At 72.8% G+C, this 14,384-nt stretch carries 13 protein-coding genes; all 13 read right to left on the bottom strand.

Going from position 1 to position 14,384, the window contains the following annotated elements:
• Positions 1–2 precede the first annotated feature (2 nt).
• The 13 genes from M1O15_RS24225 to M1O15_RS24165 all read right to left on the bottom strand — a co-directional run bounded on the left by M1O15_RS24225 (position 3) and on the right by M1O15_RS24165 (position 14,381).
• The gene (locus tag M1O15_RS24225) at positions 3–1,151 is read right to left on the bottom strand and encodes a DivIVA domain-containing protein (RefSeq protein ID WP_248636266.1); all 1,149 of its coding nucleotides are present in this window, start codon (positions 1,149–1,151) and stop codon (positions 3–5) included.
• A 56-nt stretch (positions 1,152–1,207) separates the two neighbouring features.
• Positions 1,208–1,504: a YggT family protein gene (locus M1O15_RS24220; RefSeq protein ID WP_248636265.1), complete on the bottom strand. Its 297-nt coding sequence runs from the start codon at positions 1,502–1,504 to the stop codon at positions 1,208–1,210.
• A gap of 83 nt (positions 1,505–1,587) precedes the next feature.
• Entirely contained in the window at positions 1,588–2,229 is a 642-nt protein-coding gene (locus M1O15_RS24215) for a cell division protein SepF (protein ID WP_248636264.1), read from the bottom strand.
• Positions 2,230–2,360: 131 nt separating this feature from the next.
• Positions 2,361–3,086, bottom strand: a complete 726-nt coding sequence (locus M1O15_RS24210; protein ID WP_248636263.1) for a YggS family pyridoxal phosphate-dependent enzyme — start codon at positions 3,084–3,086, stop codon at positions 2,361–2,363.
• Complete coding sequence (gene pgeF, locus M1O15_RS24205; RefSeq protein ID WP_248636262.1) at positions 3,083–3,835, bottom strand: peptidoglycan editing factor PgeF; 753 nt, start codon at positions 3,833–3,835, stop codon at positions 3,083–3,085. Before pgeF ends, M1O15_RS24210 begins: the two co-directional genes overlap by 4 nt.
• A 10-nt stretch (positions 3,836–3,845) precedes the next feature.
• The gene (gene ftsZ / locus M1O15_RS24200; RefSeq protein WP_248636261.1) at positions 3,846–5,054 is read right to left on the bottom strand and encodes a cell division protein FtsZ; all 1,209 of its coding nucleotides are present in this window, start codon (positions 5,052–5,054) and stop codon (positions 3,846–3,848) included.
• A 279-nt stretch (positions 5,055–5,333) separates the two neighbouring features.
• The gene (locus M1O15_RS24195) at positions 5,334–6,128 is read right to left on the bottom strand and encodes a cell division protein FtsQ/DivIB (RefSeq protein WP_248636260.1); all 795 of its coding nucleotides are present in this window, start codon (positions 6,126–6,128) and stop codon (positions 5,334–5,336) included.
• Positions 6,129–6,163: 35 nt separating this feature from the next.
• Positions 6,164–7,255 carry an undecaprenyldiphospho-muramoylpentapeptide beta-N-acetylglucosaminyltransferase gene (gene murG / locus M1O15_RS24190; RefSeq protein ID WP_248636259.1) on the bottom strand — a complete coding sequence of 364 codons (1,092 nt, stop codon included), beginning with the start codon at positions 7,253–7,255 and terminating at the stop codon, positions 6,164–6,166.
• A gap of 6 nt (positions 7,256–7,261) precedes the next feature.
• Positions 7,262–8,644 (bottom strand): putative lipid II flippase FtsW, encoded by a 1,383-nt coding sequence (gene ftsW, locus M1O15_RS24185; RefSeq protein WP_248636258.1) that lies wholly within the window; start codon positions 8,642–8,644, stop codon positions 7,262–7,264.
• 77 nt (positions 8,645–8,721) lie between these two features.
• Entirely contained in the window at positions 8,722–10,155 is a 1,434-nt protein-coding gene (gene murD / locus M1O15_RS24180) for a UDP-N-acetylmuramoyl-L-alanine--D-glutamate ligase (protein ID WP_248636257.1), read from the bottom strand.
• Positions 10,137–11,207: a phospho-N-acetylmuramoyl-pentapeptide-transferase gene (gene mraY, locus M1O15_RS24175; protein ID WP_248636256.1), complete on the bottom strand. Its 1,071-nt coding sequence runs from the start codon at positions 11,205–11,207 to the stop codon at positions 10,137–10,139. The genes murD and mraY overlap by 19 nt, the downstream gene beginning before the upstream one ends.
• Complete coding sequence (locus M1O15_RS24170; protein ID WP_248636255.1) at positions 11,204–12,616, bottom strand: UDP-N-acetylmuramoyl-tripeptide--D-alanyl-D-alanine ligase; 1,413 nt, start codon at positions 12,614–12,616, stop codon at positions 11,204–11,206. The genes mraY and M1O15_RS24170 overlap by 4 nt, the downstream gene beginning before the upstream one ends.
• A gap of 4 nt (positions 12,617–12,620) precedes the next feature.
• Positions 12,621–14,381 carry a UDP-N-acetylmuramoyl-L-alanyl-D-glutamate--2,6-diaminopimelate ligase gene (locus M1O15_RS24165; RefSeq protein WP_372499569.1) on the bottom strand — a complete coding sequence of 587 codons (1,761 nt, stop codon included), beginning with the start codon at positions 14,379–14,381 and terminating at the stop codon, positions 12,621–12,623.
• Between the last annotated feature and the right edge of the window lie 3 nt (positions 14,382–14,384).

Below are 14,384 nucleotides of genomic sequence, written 5' to 3'. Positions count from 1 at the left end.
CGTCAGTTGTCGTCCTCGTCGATGAGGAAGCCCCGCATCGGCGACGGCGCCTGCTGCATCGGCTGGGGCGCCTGGGGGCGCACCGGTGCCATCGGCTGGGTCATCGCGGGCGACATCTGCTGCTGGCCGCCGTAGGACGGACCCGGGCCCATCGACGGGCCGCCGCCCATCGCCTGGTTGCCGCCGTAGGACGGGGCACCGGCGCCGGCCGAGGCCATCGACGGGGACGGCGGCAGGGACGGGGCGGCCGGGGAGCGCGGCGGGGCCAGCGAGTCGTCCGACTGGGTCTCCAGCTGGCGCAGCTGGCTCTCCAGGTAGGACTTCAGGCGGGTCCGGTACTCGCGCTCGAAGCCGCGCAGGTCCTCGACCTTCCGCTCCAGGGTGGCGCGGGCGGACTCCAGGGAACCCATGGCGACGCGGTGCTTCTCCTGGGCGTCCCGCTCCAGCGCGTCGGCCTTGGCGCGGGCGTCGCGCTCCAGGCCCTCGGCGCGCGAACGGGCCTCACCGACGATCTTGTTGGCCTCGGAACGGGCCTCCGCGATCGCCTGGTCGGCGGTCTGCTGGGCCAGCGAGAGCACCCGCGCGGCGCTGTCGCCGCCGGGGTTCTGCGGCTGGGGCATGCCCGGGCCGCCGTGGCCGCCCATGGGTCCACCCATGCCGCCGCCCATCGGGCCGCCCATCTGACCGGGACCGCCCTGCATGGGGCCGCCCATCTGGCCGGGGCCGCCCTGCATCGGACCGCCCTGCATCGGGCCCTGGCCCATAGGGCCGCCGGGGCCGCCCTGGGGGCCGCCGTGGCTCGGACCGGCCGGCAGCTGCGGAGCTCCACCGGGCAGCTGGGGCGGGCCCATCTGCGGGGGCTGCTGCTGGACCGGGGGTCCGGATATGGCGGCGGGCACCGGGGCGCCGGGACCCTGCGGACGGTCCTGGGGCTCCTGAGGCTTGCGCATCCCCTGCTGCTGCTGGTTCTGCGCGGCGGCGCGGGTGGCCGCGGCCAGTTTGGCGCGCAGGTCCTCGTTCTCGCGCAGGAGGCGGGTCAGTTCCGCCTCGACCTCGTCGAGAAAGGCATCGACCTCGTCCTCGTCATAGCCTTCTCGGAGGCGGACGGTCGTGAACTGCTTGTTCCGCACGTCCTCGGGGGTCAGCGGCATCTTTCCTTCACCTCTACGTAGTCGTCGGCAGTCGGCAGGACCGTATCGCCGGACCCTTACACCTTCATCATGAGACTGCTCACGACGGAGGTCAGAATCCATACGATGATCATCAGGACGAAGAAGGACAGGTCGAGTGCCACGCCTCCGAGACGCAACGGCGGGATGAACCGCCGAAGGAGTTTCAGTGGTGGATCGGTGACAGTGTAGGTGGCCTCCAGAACGACCACCATCGCCTTCCCGGGTTGCCATGAACGGGCGAACTGGAAGACGTAGTCCATGACGAGCCGGAAGATCAGGACGACCAGGAAGCACATCAGAGCGATGTAGACCACCTGCAGTGCCACGCTCATCCCGCGCTTCCCTCTCCCCTGATCCCCATGTCCATCCCGTGCCCGTCCGGCCGCGCGGGCCGGTCGTTCCCGGTGTCGTGCTCTCAGCTCTGGTTGAAGAATCCGCCCTCTGCGATGCGGGCCTTGTCCTCCGCCGTGACATCGACGTTAGCAGGCGACAGCAGGAACACCTTCTGCGTCACCCGCTCGATGCTGCCGTGCAGGCCGAACACCAGACCGGCGGCGAAGTCGACCAGCCGCTTCGCGTCGGTGTCGTCCATCTCGGTCAGGTTCATGATCACGGGGGTGCCCTCGCGGAAGTGTTCCCCGATGGTACGGGCCTCGTTGTAGGTCCGGGGGTGCAGCGTCGTGATCCGGTAGGGCTCCCGCTCGGACACGACCTTGGGCATGATCACCGGTGCGTTCTTCTCCAGGCTCGGGCGTTCGGGTGTGATGGATGACACGGGGGCGATTCGTGCCGGACGTCCGCTTTCCACCGGCAGCGCGACGGGCTCGCGGGGCACCGGCGGCTGCGCCACCACCCGGGGCGGCTCCTCGTGCTCGACCGGGCGGTGCGGCTGGTGCGCGGAGGCGTGGACCGCCTGGTGCGGGGGCTGGTGGCGCCGCTCGGGCTCCGGCTCCAGCTCGGGTTCGAAGTCGTCGTCGGGGTCGAAGCCCCGGCCGTCGTACCCATCGTCCTCCACGAGGCCGAGGTAGACCGCCATCTTGCGCATCGCGCCGGCCATGCTCTCCAGTCCTCCGCTCTGTGGTGGATCGGCATCGTCACTGGTGCCCGCGATCCACTGGCTCCCGGCCTGTCCGCTGTTCGGCGGAAATGACCATATTTTCTGCTGTGGTCCGACTTTGCTTCGCGACGTTACCGGAGCGGCGGGCGCCGACCGAGTACCGCCGTACCGATGCGTACATGTGTCGCCCCGGCCGCGACGGCGTCCTCCAGGTCCGCGCTCATCCCCGCGGACACCATGGTCGCAGCGGGATGAGCCTCACGCAGCCGGGCCGAGATGTCCACCAGCCGGTCGAACGCGGCGCGTTGGCGCCCGGCGTACTCCCCGCTGAGCGGGGCCACCGTCATCAGCCCGCCGAGCGCGAGCCCGGGGGCCTTTGCCACCGCGTCGGCCAACTCGGCCACACCGTCCGGTCCGACGCCGCCGCGCTCACCGCGTCCGTCGGCCCCCGCGTCCAGTGCGACCTGGATCAGGCACCCCAGTTCGCGCCCGGCGCGCTCCGCCGCGCCCGAGAGTGCGCCGACGAGCTTCAACCGGTCCACGGACTGCACCACGCGGGCGTAACCCGTCACGGAACGTACCTTGTTGGTCTGCAACTGGCCCACGAAGTGCCAGGTCAGGTCGAGATCGGCGCACTCGGCCGCCTTGGGGGCGGCGTCCTGGTCGCGGTTCTCGGCGACATGGCGCACCCCCATTTCATGCAGCAGCCGTACGTCGTCCGCCGGATAGGTCTTGGTGACCACGATCAGGGTCACGTCCTCACGCGGGCGCCCGGCGGCCCGGCACGCGGTGGCGATGCGCTCCTCCACCCGCCCGAGGTTGGCGGTGAGTTCCGCCCTGCGGTCGCGGTCCGTCATGAGCCTTCCGTCATCTGTGCGGCGTCCAGCCAGACGTAGCCGGCGAGCCGGCCGGTGGTGCGGTCGCGGCGGTACGAGTAGTGGTCGCCGGACTCGCGGGTGCAGACCTCCGAGGCGTGCCGGCCGGCCACCCCGAGCGCGGCGAGCTGGGCGTGCACCCCGGCGGTCACATCCAGTGCCGGGGTGCCCCAACTCGTCTGGGCCCAGGCGGCCGGCTCGGTGGCGGCCACTTCCTCGCGCAGGGCCGCGGGGACCTCGTAGCACCGTCCGCAGACGGCGGGGCCGGTGTGCGCGGTGATCCGGGAGGGCTCGGCGCCGAGCCGGACCATGGCCTCGACGGCGGCCGGGACGACCCCGGCGGCCAGTCCGGGCCGTCCGGCGTGTGCGGCGGCGGCCACCCCGGCGACCGGGTCGGCCAGCAGGACGGGGACGCAGTCGGCGGTGAGCACGGCGAGGGCGAGCCCGCGCCGCGTGGTGACCACCGCGTCCACCGCCGGGACCGGGCCGTCGGGCCAGGGCCCGTCGACCACGGCGACCTCCCGGCCGTGGACCTGGTTCATCCAGACGACCGCGGCCGGGTCCAGCTTCAGGGACTCGGCCGCGAGCCGGCGGTTGGCGCGGACCGTGTCCGGGTCGTCGCCGACCGCTCCCCCGAGGTTGAGCTGCTCGTACGGAGCGGCGCTCACCCCGCCCCACCGGTCGGTGAAGGCGAAGTGCGCGCCGCTCGCGGAGTGGTACTGCCCTATCACTGCGACCAGGTCACTTCAGGAAGTCCGGGACGTCCAGCTCTTCGGCCTGGCTGTCCGGGTAGTGGTGCGGCTCCGGGATGCTCGGCGACTTGGCCTCCGAGACCGGGGCCGGCTCGACGGGCGCCGGGGCCGGCGGCTGCTCCTCGCGCACCGGGACGGTGCCGAGCCCGGGCGCCGGACGGGGCGGCTCGGGGATGGAGCGGGGCGCCGGGGACTCCTCGCGCTTGGCAGTGGAGGAGGCGCCGATCACGTTGTCCCGGCGGGCCGGCGGCTGGCCGCCGTCGAACCCGGCGGCGATCACGGTGACCCGCACCTCGTCGCCGAGGGCGTCGTCGATCACCGCGCCGAAGATGATGTTGGCCTCCGGGTGGGCGGCCTCGCTCACCAGCTGGGCGGCCTCGTTGATCTCGAACAGGCCGAGGTCGGAGCCGCCGGAGATGGAGAGCAGCACCCCGCGGGCGCCGTCGATGGAGGCCTCCAGCAGCGGCGAGGAGATCGCCATCTCGGCGGCGGCCACCGCGCGGTCGTCGCCGCGGGCCGAGCCGATGCCCATGAGCGCCGAACCGGCGTCGGACATGACCGACTTGACGTCGGCGAAGTCCAGGTTGATCAGACCGGGGGTGGTGATCAGGTCGGTGATGCCCTGTACGCCGGAGAGCAGCACCTGGTCGGCCGACTTGAACGCGTCGAGCACGCTGACCTGGCGGTCCGAGATGGACAGCAGCCGGTCGTTGGGGATGACGATGAGGGTGTCGACCTCTTCGCGGAGTTCGGCGATGCCGTCCTCCGCCTGGTTGGCGCGGCGCCGCCCTTCGAAGGTGAAGGGGCGGGTGACCACGCCGATGGTCAGCGCGCCCAGGGAGCGCGCGATGTTGGCGACCACGGGGGCGCCGCCGGTGCCGGTGCCACCGCCTTCGCCCGCGGTGACGAAGACCATGTCGGCCCCCTTGAGGACCTCCTCGATCTCCTCGCGGTGGTCCTCTGCCGCCTTGCGACCGACCGCCGGGTTGGCCCCGGCTCCGAGGCCTCGGGTGAGTTCGCGGCCGACGTCGAGCTTCACGTCGGCGTCACTCATCAACAGCGCCTGTGCGTCCGTGTTGATGGCGATGAACTCGACACCCTTGAGACCGACCTCGATCATTCGGTTGATGGCATTGACACCACCGCCGCCGACACCGATGACCTTGATGACTGCGAGGTAGTTCTGCGGTGCTGCCACGTCGAAGGCCTCTCGCCTCGATTTACGTGCCGCCGCCGCGCCCGTGTGCGCGCCGCGACGGCGGATGCCGATGGGACGGTCCGGAACGCCGACCCAAACCCTAACGTTGAAGTTTAGGGTTACCAGTACGCCTGTCCGCTGGACTCTTCTCCGAACAGGACACTAAGTCGACAAGTGGCGCGCGTTCAACGAACACGCCGAACCTCCCGTTTTTCTTTTCACCCTATGTGATCACCCGGAGCGCTGACCAACCAGGGTGCTGGCCAGGGCATATGTGCGTCAACCGCGCGAAGCGGCCGGGGCGGTCGGAGCACTGACGTCGAACGTCCGCGCACGGGGTTCGGCCTTCATCAGGGCGGTCAGCGCACGGGACTTGGGCTCGCCGTTCTCGGCGCTGCCCCACACCACCCGGCGCCCCCGGGTGAGTTCCAGGGTGACCGCGTCAAAGGAGGTCACCCGCAGCGACCGGGTGTCCTTGGCCACGGCCTCGGGCAGCCCGCCCGCCACCGCCACGGCGGAGACGGTGAGTTCCTCCCGGCCGAAGCGGCGCAGGCTGGCGGAGTCGGCCGCCTTCAGCTCCAGCAGCGGTACGCCGGCGGGCGGCCGTTTCACGGTGGCGTACCGGAAGCCGGTGGCGTCGATCTCGGTGTAGCCGCCGCGGGAGGCGGCAAGGAGCACGGGGGTCCGCTCGGTGACGGTGAGTTCGACGGTGTCCGGCCAGGAGCGGCTCACCTCCACCGTGTCGATCCGGGGCAGCTTGCGGAGCAGCCGGCCGGCGATGGCCTCGGTGTCCACCGAGGCGAGCGGGGCGCCCTCGGGGACGCCGGCGGCGGCCTCCACCTGGGCGGGGGTGAGCACCCGGGTGCCGGAGACCGCGGTGGCCTCCACCCGCAGCCAGGAGGAGCCGTACAGCACCCAGGCCCCGCCGCCGGCCAGCGCGAGGGCGGCGAGGCCGAGCAGCAGCACCCGGGCCGGGGGCAGCCGGCGGCGGGGGGCGGGGCGGGAGGGCCGGGCCGGTGCGGCGCCCTTCTTCGGCCTGCGGGCGCCGCGTTCGGCGGTGGTCGGTCCGGCCATGCTCCCTGCCTCCTCCTGCGTGCGGCCGACCGGGGCTAGCCCCGGCGGGCGGCGATCGCCTCGCGGACCATGCCGACGAGCAGCTCGTCGGCGTCCCGGCGGCCGAACTCGGCGGCCGAGCGGGACATCTCGTACAGCCGGTGCGGGTCGGCCAGCACGGGCAGGACGTTGCCCTGGACCCACTGGGGCGTCAGCTCGGCGTCGTCGACCAGCAGTCCGCCGCCGGCCTTGACCACCGGCTGGGCGTTGAGCCGCTGCTCGCCGTTGCCGATGGGCAGCGGGACGTACGCGGCGGGGAGCCCGACGGCGGAGAGTTCGGCGACGGTCATCGCGCCCGCGCGGCAGAGCATCATGTCGGCCGCAGCGTACGCGAGGTCCATCCGGTCCACATACGGTACCGGGACGTACGGGGGCATCCCAGGCATGTTCTCGACGTGCGGCAGTTCGTTCTTCGGGCCGACGGCGTGCAGGATCTGGATCCCGGAGCGCTGGAGGATCGGCGCGGCCTGCTGGATGACCTCGTTGAGCCGGCGGGCGCCCTGGGAGCCGCCGGAGACCAGCAGGGTCGGCAGGTTGGGGTCGAGCCCGAAGGTGGCCCGCGCCTCGGGGCGGACCCGGGCCCGGTCCAGGGTGGCGATGGAGTAGCGCAGCGGGATGCCGATGTAGCGGGCGCCCCGCAGCTTGCTGTCCGGGGTGGCGACGGCGACCCCGGCCGCGTACCGGGAGCCGATCTTGTTGGCGAGCCCGGGGCGGGCGTTGGCCTCGTGGACCACGATCGGCACGCCGAGCCGCTTGGCGGCGAGGTAGCCGGGCAGGGCCACGTAGCCGCCGAAGCCGACCACGCAGTCGGCCTTGGTGCGCTCCAGCACCTGCTCGGCGGCCCGGATGGTGCCGCGCAGCCGGCCGGGGACGGTGATCAGCTCCGGCGTGGGCTTGCGGGGCAGCGGCACGGCGGGGATGAGCGCCAGCTCGTAGCCCCGTTCGGGCACGAGCCGGGTCTCCAGGCCGCGCTCGGTACCGAGGGCCGTGATCCCCACGGTGGGGTCCTGCCTGCGCAGGGCGTCCGCGAGGGCGAGCGCCGGCTCGATGTGGCCGGCGGTCCCCCCACCGGCGAGTACGACATGCACCGAAATTCACCGCTCTCCGGACGGACGCTTCTTGACGCGCCGTCGCATCGACTTCCAACTCACCCCGGCCCGGCCGCCCTGCCGGGGCCGGCGCAGGGCGAGGGCCGCTCTCGCCGCCGGCTCGTCTCGCGCGAAGGCGATCAGCAGTCCGACGGCGAACATGGTCGGCAGCAGGGCGGAGCCCCCGTAGGAGAACAGCGGGAGGGGGACGCCGGCGATGGGCAGCAGCCCGAGCACCGCACCGATGTTGACCACGGCCTGGGCCGTGATCCAGGTGGTCACTCCTCCCGCGGCGTACCTCACGAAGGGGTCCTCCGTGCGTCCGGCCACGCGGATACCCGCATAGCCTAGAGCCGCGAACAGGGCGAGCACCGACAGCGTCCCCGCCAGTCCCAGTTCCTCCCCGGTGATGGCGAAAATGAAGTCGGTGTGCGGTTCGGGGAGTTGGCCCCATTTCTCCACACTCGCCCCGAGTCCGGAACCGAACCATCCGCCGGACGCCAGCGCGTAGATCCCGTGCACGGCCTGCCAGCAGGCGTCGCCGGGCCCGGGGTCGGCGGCGCCGATGCAGCCGAGCCGGGCCATCCGGTTGCTGCTGGTGCCGATAAGGGCGGCGCCGAGCACGGCGGCCACCAGCAGCACCCCGACGAACATCCGGGTGGGCGCCCCGGCCAGCCAGAGCAGCCCGAAGAGGATGGCGGTGAGGATGATCGCGGTGCCCATGTCGCCGCCGAGCATGATCAGCCCGAGCAGCAGGAAGGCGACCGGGACCAGCGGCACCAGCATGTGCTTCCACTGGCTCAGCAGCCGCCGGTCCTGCTTGCGGGCGAGCAGGTCGGCGCCCCACAGGATCAGCGCCAGCTTGCCGAACTCGCTGGGCTGGAGCTGGAAGGGGCCGCCGAGGGAGATCCAGTTCTGGTTGCCGTTGACCGCGTGCCCTATCCCGGGGATCTGCACCAGCACCATCAGGAAGACCGCGCCGACCAGCAGCGGGTAGGACAGCGCCCGGTGCAGCCGGACCGGCATCCGGGAGGCCATGAGCAGCAGCCCGGCGCCGATCGCGGCGGCCAGGAACTGCTTGCGGAAGAAGTAGGAGTCGGGCAGCGAGAAGTTCAGCGCCTGGATCTGGGAGGCCGAGTAGACCATCACCAGCCCGAGGACGGTGATCAGCAGGCTGGCGCCGAGGATCACGTAGTACGCGGTGAGCGGCCGGTCCCAGGCCCGCCGGGCCCGCTCGTAGGCGGCGCGCAGCCCGCCGCCGCGCGGGGGCCGGCCGGGGGCCGGGCGGCGGGGGCGGCGGACGGTGGCGGGGGTGCGTGCTCCGGCGGTGCGGCCGCGCAGGACGATGCCCGCCCAGCGGGGCGGGTACGCGGTGTGGTCGGCCCGCATGGTCGCTGTCCCCTCCGGTGGTGTCCGGTCCGGTGGTGTCCCGGCGCCCTGGCCGCGGCGGCCGGGCGGCCGGGCTCTCAGGCGCGCTCGGCGGAGCGTGCGCGGACGGCGTCCGCGAACGCCTCGCCCCGCTTGGTGTAGTCGGTGAACATGTCCATCGACGCGCAGGCCGGGGCGAGGAGCACGGTGTCCCCGGTCCGGGCGAGCCGGGCGGCCTCGGCGACCGCCTCGGACATCGCCCCAGTGTCGGTCCGGTCGAGGTCGACCACCGGGACCTCGGGGGCGTGTCGCGCCAGGGCTTCGCGGATGAGGGCGCGGTCGGCGCCCATCAGCACGGCGGCGCGCAACCGGGGCGCGGAGCGCTGGACCAGTTCGTCGAAGGTGGCGCCCTTGGCGAGGCCGCCGGCGATCCAGACGATGCCCTGGTAGGCGGCGAGGGAGGCCTCGGCGGCGTGGGTGTTGGTGGCCTTGGAGTCGTCCACATAGGCCACGCCGTCCACGTCGGCGACGTGCTCGATGCGGTGGGCGTCGGGCCGGAAGGCGCGCAGCCCCTCGCGGACCGCGCCGGCCGGGACGCCGAAGGCGCGGGCCAGGGCGGCGGCGGCGAGCGCGTTGGCGATGTTGTGCGGGGCCGGCGGGTTCACGTCGGAGACCTGGGCCAGCTCCTGGGCCTGCTGCTGCCGGTTCTCCACGAACGCCCGGTCCACCAGCAGGTCGTCCACGATGCCGACCTGCGACGGCCCGGGGGTGCCCAGGGTGAAGCCGACGGCCCGGCAGCCCTCCTCGACGTCGGCCTCCCGGACCAGGTCCTCGGTGGCCTTGTCGGCGGCGTTGTAGACGCAGGCGACGGTGTTGCCCTCGTAGATCCGGCCCTTGTCGGCGGCGTACGCCTCCATGGAGCCGTGCCAGTCCAGGTGGTCGGGGGCGAGGTTGAGCACGGCCGCGGAGTGGGCGCGCAGCGAGGGCGCCCAGTGCAGCTGGTAGCTGGACAGCTCGACCGCCAGCACGTCGTACTCCTGCTCGCCGAGCACGGCGTCCAGCAGCGAGACGCCGATGTTGCCGACGGCCGCGGTGCGCAGCCCGGCGGCCTCGAGGATGGAGGCCAGCATCCGTACGGTGGTGGTCTTGCCGTTGGTGCCGGTGACCGCCAGCCAGGGCGCGGCGTCCGGGCCGCGCAGCCGCCAGGCCAGCTCCACATCGCCCCACACCTCGACGCCGGCCGCCTCGGCGGCGGCGAACAGCGGCTTGCCGGGGCGCCAGCCGGGGGCGGTGACGATGAGTTCGGTGCCCTCCGGCAGGGTGTCGCCGTCCCCGAGGCGTACCGCGATGCCCTCGGCCCGCAGCTCTTCCGCCTGCGTACGGGAGCGCTCGTCGTCGCCGTCGTTGACGACCGTGACCCGCGCGCCGAGGCCGGCCAGGGCGCGGGCGGCGGGGATGCCGCTCACGCCGAGGCCGGCGACGGTGACGTGCTTGCCCTGCCAGGAGGTGGTGCTCACTTGTCGGCTGCCCATCCCGCGTAGAAGAGGCCGAGGCCCACGATGACGCACATGCCCTGGATGATCCAGAACCGGACCACCACCAGGACCTCGGACCAGCCCTTGAGTTCGAAGTGGTGCTGGAGCGGCGCCATCCGGAAGACCCGCTTGCCGGTCATCCGGAAGGAGCCGACCTGGATGACGACGGAGAGGGTGATCAGCACGAACAGGCCGCCCAGCAGCGCGAGCAGCAGCTCGGTGCGGGAGCAGATCGCGAGGCCGGCCAGCGCGCCGCCGAGGGCGAGCGAGCCGGTGTCCCCCATGAAGATCTTGGCGGGTGAGGTGTTCCACCACAGGAAGCCGAAGCAGGCGCCCATCAGCGCGGAGGCGACCACCGCGAGGTCCAGCGGGTCGCGGACCTCGAAGCAGGCGTTGGGGTTGGTCAGCTCCAGGGCGTTGGCGCAGGATTCCTGGAACTGCCACAGCCCGATGAAGGTGTACGCGCCGAAGACCATCACGGAGGCGCCGGTGGCCAGGCCGTCCAGACCGTCCGTCAGGTTCACGCCGTTGGACATGGCGAGGATCATGAACAGCGCCCACACCACGAACAGCACCGGGCCGATGGACCAGCCGAAGTCGGTGATGAAGGACAGCTTGGTGGAGGCCGGGGTCTGGCCGCGGGTGTCGGCGAACTGGAGCGCCAGCACCGCGAAGGCGATGCCGACGATCAGCTGGCCGGCCATCTTCGCCTTGGCCCGCAGGCCCAGCGAGCGCTGCTTGACGATCTTGATGTAGTCGTCCAGGAAGCCGACCAGGCCCATGCCGGCCATCAGGAACAGCACCAGCAGGCCGGAGTAGGACACCTCCCCGCCGGTGATGACCTTGGCCAGCGCGTACGCGATGAGGGTGGCGAGGATGAAGGAGATGCCGCCCATGGTGGGCGTGCCCTTCTTGCTGCCGTGGGTGCGCGGGCCGTCGTCGCGGATGAACTGCCCGTATCCCTTGCGGGCCAGGAGCTTGATCAGCAGCGGGGTGCCGATCAGGGTGAGGAAGAGCCCGATGGCCCCCGCGAAGAGGATCTGCCTCATCGGCCGGCAACCTCGCCCTCGGCGGTCTCCAGCAGCGCCTGGGCGACCCGCTCCAGACCGACCGACCTGGACGCCTTCACCAGCACGACGTCTCCCGGACGCAGTTCCCTGCGCAGCAGGTCGACCGCCGCCTGTGCGTCGGACACGTGCACCGACTCCTCACCCCACGAACCCTCGTTGTATGCGCCCAGTTGCAGCCAGGACGCTTCCCTGCCCCCGACCGCGACGAGCTTGCCGACATTGAGCCGGACGGCGAGCCGTCCGACCGCGTCGTGCTCGGCGAGCGCCTCGTCGCCCAGCTCGGCCATGGTGCCGAGCACCGCCCACGTACGGCGCCCCCGGCCCATGGCCACCAGCGCGCGCAGCGCGGCCCGCATGGATTCGGGGTTGGCGTTGTAGGCGTCGTTGACGATCGTCACACCGTCCGGACGCTCGGTGACCTCCATACGCCAGCGGGAGAGGGTGCCTGCCCCGGACAGCGCGGTGGCGATCTCCTCGGCGGACATGCCCAGCTCATGGGCGACGGCGGCCGCGGCGAGCGCGTTCGACACGTGGTGCTCACCGTACAGGCGCAAGGTCACGTCGCTGCACCCGGTGGGTGTCCGAAGCCGGAACGAGGGCTGCCCGGCGTCGCTGAGGTGCACGTTCTCGGCCCGTACGTCCGCTTCGTCGGCCTCGCCGAAGAGCAGCACGCGGGCCTTGGTGCGGGAGGCCATGGCCTTGACGAGGGGGTCGTCGGCGTTGAGGACGGCGGTGCCGCCGTCCTCGGCGGCCGGCAGGGACTCGACCATTTCGCCCTTGGCCTGGGCGATCTGCTCGCGGCCGCCGAACTCGCCGATGTGGGCGGAGCCGACGTTGAGCACCAGCCCGATGGAGGGCGGGGTGAGTTCGGTGAGGTAGCGGATATGGCCGATTCCGCGCGCTCCCATCTCCAGCACCAGGTGCTCGGTGGTGGCGTCGGCGGTGAGCGCGGTGAGCGGCAGGCCGATCTCGTTGTTGAGGGAGCCGGGGGTCCAGACCGTGGGGCCCTTGCGCTGGAGCACCTGGGCGATGAGGTCCTTGGTGCTGGTCTTGCCGGCCGAGCCGGTCAGCGCGACCACCCGGGTGCCGAGCCGGGCGACGACCGCGCGGGCGAGCGCGCCGAGGGCTCTCTGCACGTCGTCCACGACGATGGCGGGCACGCCGAGCGGCCGGGTGGCGAGCACGGCGACGGCGCCCGCGTCCACGGCGCCGCGGGCGTAGTCGTGGCCGTCGACGTTCTCACCGGCGAAGGCGGCGAACAGCGAGCCGGGTCCGACCTTGCGGGAGTCGATGACGACCGGACCGGTGACCTTCAGCTCCGGGTCCGGTATGTCGTGCGGCAGCCCGCCGGTGAGGGTGGCGACCTCGGCGAGGGAGAGGGCGATCACTAGGTCATCCCTGGGTGTTCGGGTGGGGTGAAGCGGGGGTCTGGGAATGCGCCTGGATGGCGTCGCGCAGGACCTCGCGGTCGTCGAAGGGGCGGATGACCCCGGCGACGTCCTGGCCCTGCTCGTGGCCCTTGCCGGCGACCAGCACGGTGTCGCCGGGCTTCGCACGTGCGACGACGGCGGCGATGGCGTCGGCCCGGTCCTCCTCCACGATCACGTCGCCGCGTTCGTGGGTGGGCACCTCGGCGGCGCCGGCCAGCATGGCGGCGAGGATCGCGAGGGGGTCCTCGGAGCGGGGGTTGTCGGAGGTGAGCACGGCGGTGTCGGCGAGCCGCGCGGCGGCGGCGCCCATCGGGCCGCGCTTGGTGGTGTCGCGGTCGCCGCCGCAGCCGAGCACGATGTGCAGCCGGCCCTCGGTGACCTTGCGCAGCGAGCGCAGCACCGACTCGACGGCGTCGGTCTTGTGCGCGTAGTCGACCAGCGCCAGATAGGGCTGCCCGGCGTCCACGCGCTCCAGCCGGCCGGGGACGCCGGGTACGGCGGCCACCCCGTCGGCGGCGGTCTGGGGGTCGATTCCGGCCACCGCGAGGACGGTGATCGCGGCGAGGGTGTTGGCCACGTTGAACGGGCCGGGCAGCGGGGCGGCGGCGGAGATCCGCCGGCCGTCGGGCGCGACGACGGTGAACGTGGAGCCGGTGGCGCCCACTTCCACGTCCTCGGCGCGCCAGTCGGCGTCCGGGTGGCCCTCCGCGGAGAAGGTGGTGATCGGCACGGAGGCCTCCTTCACCAGCCGCTGGCCGTACTCGTCGTCGAGGTTGACGACCCCTCGGCGGGAGCGGCGCGGGGTGAACAGCTGCGCCTTGGCCTGGAAGTAGTCCTCCATGCCGGAGTGGAACTCCATGTGCTCCGGGCTGAGGTTGTTGAAGACGGCGACGTCGAAGACGCAGCCGTCGACCCGGCCGAGCACCAGGGCGTGGCTGGAGACCTCCATGGCGACCGCCTCGGTGCCGCGTTCGCGCATCACCGCGAAGAGCGCCTGGAGGTCGGTGGCCTCGGGGGTGGTGCGCTCGGACTTGATGCGCTCGTCGCCGATGCGCATCTCGACGGTGCCGATCAGCCCGGTGGACCGGCCGGCCGCCTTCAGCCCGCCCTCGACCAGGTAGGCCGTGGTGGTCTTGCCGGAGGTGCCGGTGATGCCGATCTGCAGCAGGTCCTCGCCGGGCCGGCCGTAGATGTCGGCGGCCAGCTCGCCCATCCGGCCGCGCGGCTGCTCGGTGACGAGCACCGGCAGCCCGGTGGCGGCGGCCCGTTCGGCGCCGGTGGGGTCGGTGAGCACGGCGACCGCGCCCAGGTCGGCGGCCTGCCCGGCGAAGTCGGCACCGTGCGCGCGGGCGCCCGGCAGCGCGGCGTACACGTCTCCGGGGCGCACCGCCCGGGAGTCGTGGGTGATGCCGGTCACCTGGGCGTCGCCGGGGGCCGTCGTCCCCAGCTTCGCGGCGAGTTCGCCCAGGGGTACGGGGCGGGTGCGGTCCGGCCGGGGCGCTCCGGGGCGGGTGGCGGGCACGTCCGCGGGGGTGGTTCGGGACTGATCAGCGTGTGGCACGGCGGTGAGCGTACCGGGCGGGGGCGGCATCGGGCCAAAAGAGGGCGCCGGGGCGGCGTGGCCGGGGGCCCCTCCGGCGGGGGCGGCGGAGGGCCGGCCGGCCGGGGTGTCGCGGGCGTCGTCGCCGGGCTGGTCGGTTGATCGGGGGGTGAGGGTTGTCACTGG

Origin of the sequence: Streptomyces lichenis (assembly GCF_023218175.1) — a bacterium.
GTDB lineage: Bacteria > Actinomycetota > Actinomycetes > Streptomycetales > Streptomycetaceae > Streptomyces > Streptomyces lichenis.
The sequence above is the reverse complement of the archived record's forward strand: the minus strand, read 5'-3'. Positions and strand labels throughout refer to the sequence as shown.

Coding starts and splice junctions, on each gene's coding strand:
- M1O15_RS24225 (WP_248636266.1), bottom strand. CDS start 1,151: ATGCCGCTGACCCCCGAGGACGTGCGGAACAAGCAGTTCACGACCGTC.
- M1O15_RS24220 (WP_248636265.1), bottom strand. CDS start 1,504: ATGAGCGTGGCACTGCAGGTGGTCTACATCGCTCTGATGTGCTTCCTG.
- M1O15_RS24215 (WP_248636264.1), bottom strand. CDS start 2,229: ATGGCCGGCGCGATGCGCAAGATGGCGGTCTACCTCGGCCTCGTGGAG.
- M1O15_RS24210 (WP_248636263.1), bottom strand. CDS start 3,086: ATGACGGACCGCGACCGCAGGGCGGAACTCACCGCCAACCTCGGGCGG.
- M1O15_RS24195 (WP_248636260.1), bottom strand. CDS start 6,128: ATGGCCGGACCGACCACCGCCGAACGCGGCGCCCGCAGGCCGAAGAAG.
- ftsW (WP_248636258.1), bottom strand. CDS start 8,644: ATGCGGGCCGACCACACCGCGTACCCGCCCCGCTGGGCGGGCATCGTC.
- murD (WP_248636257.1), bottom strand. CDS start 10,155: ATGGGCAGCCGACAAGTGAGCACCACCTCCTGGCAGGGCAAGCACGTC.
- mraY (WP_248636256.1), bottom strand. CDS start 11,207: ATGAGGCAGATCCTCTTCGCGGGGGCCATCGGGCTCTTCCTCACCCTG.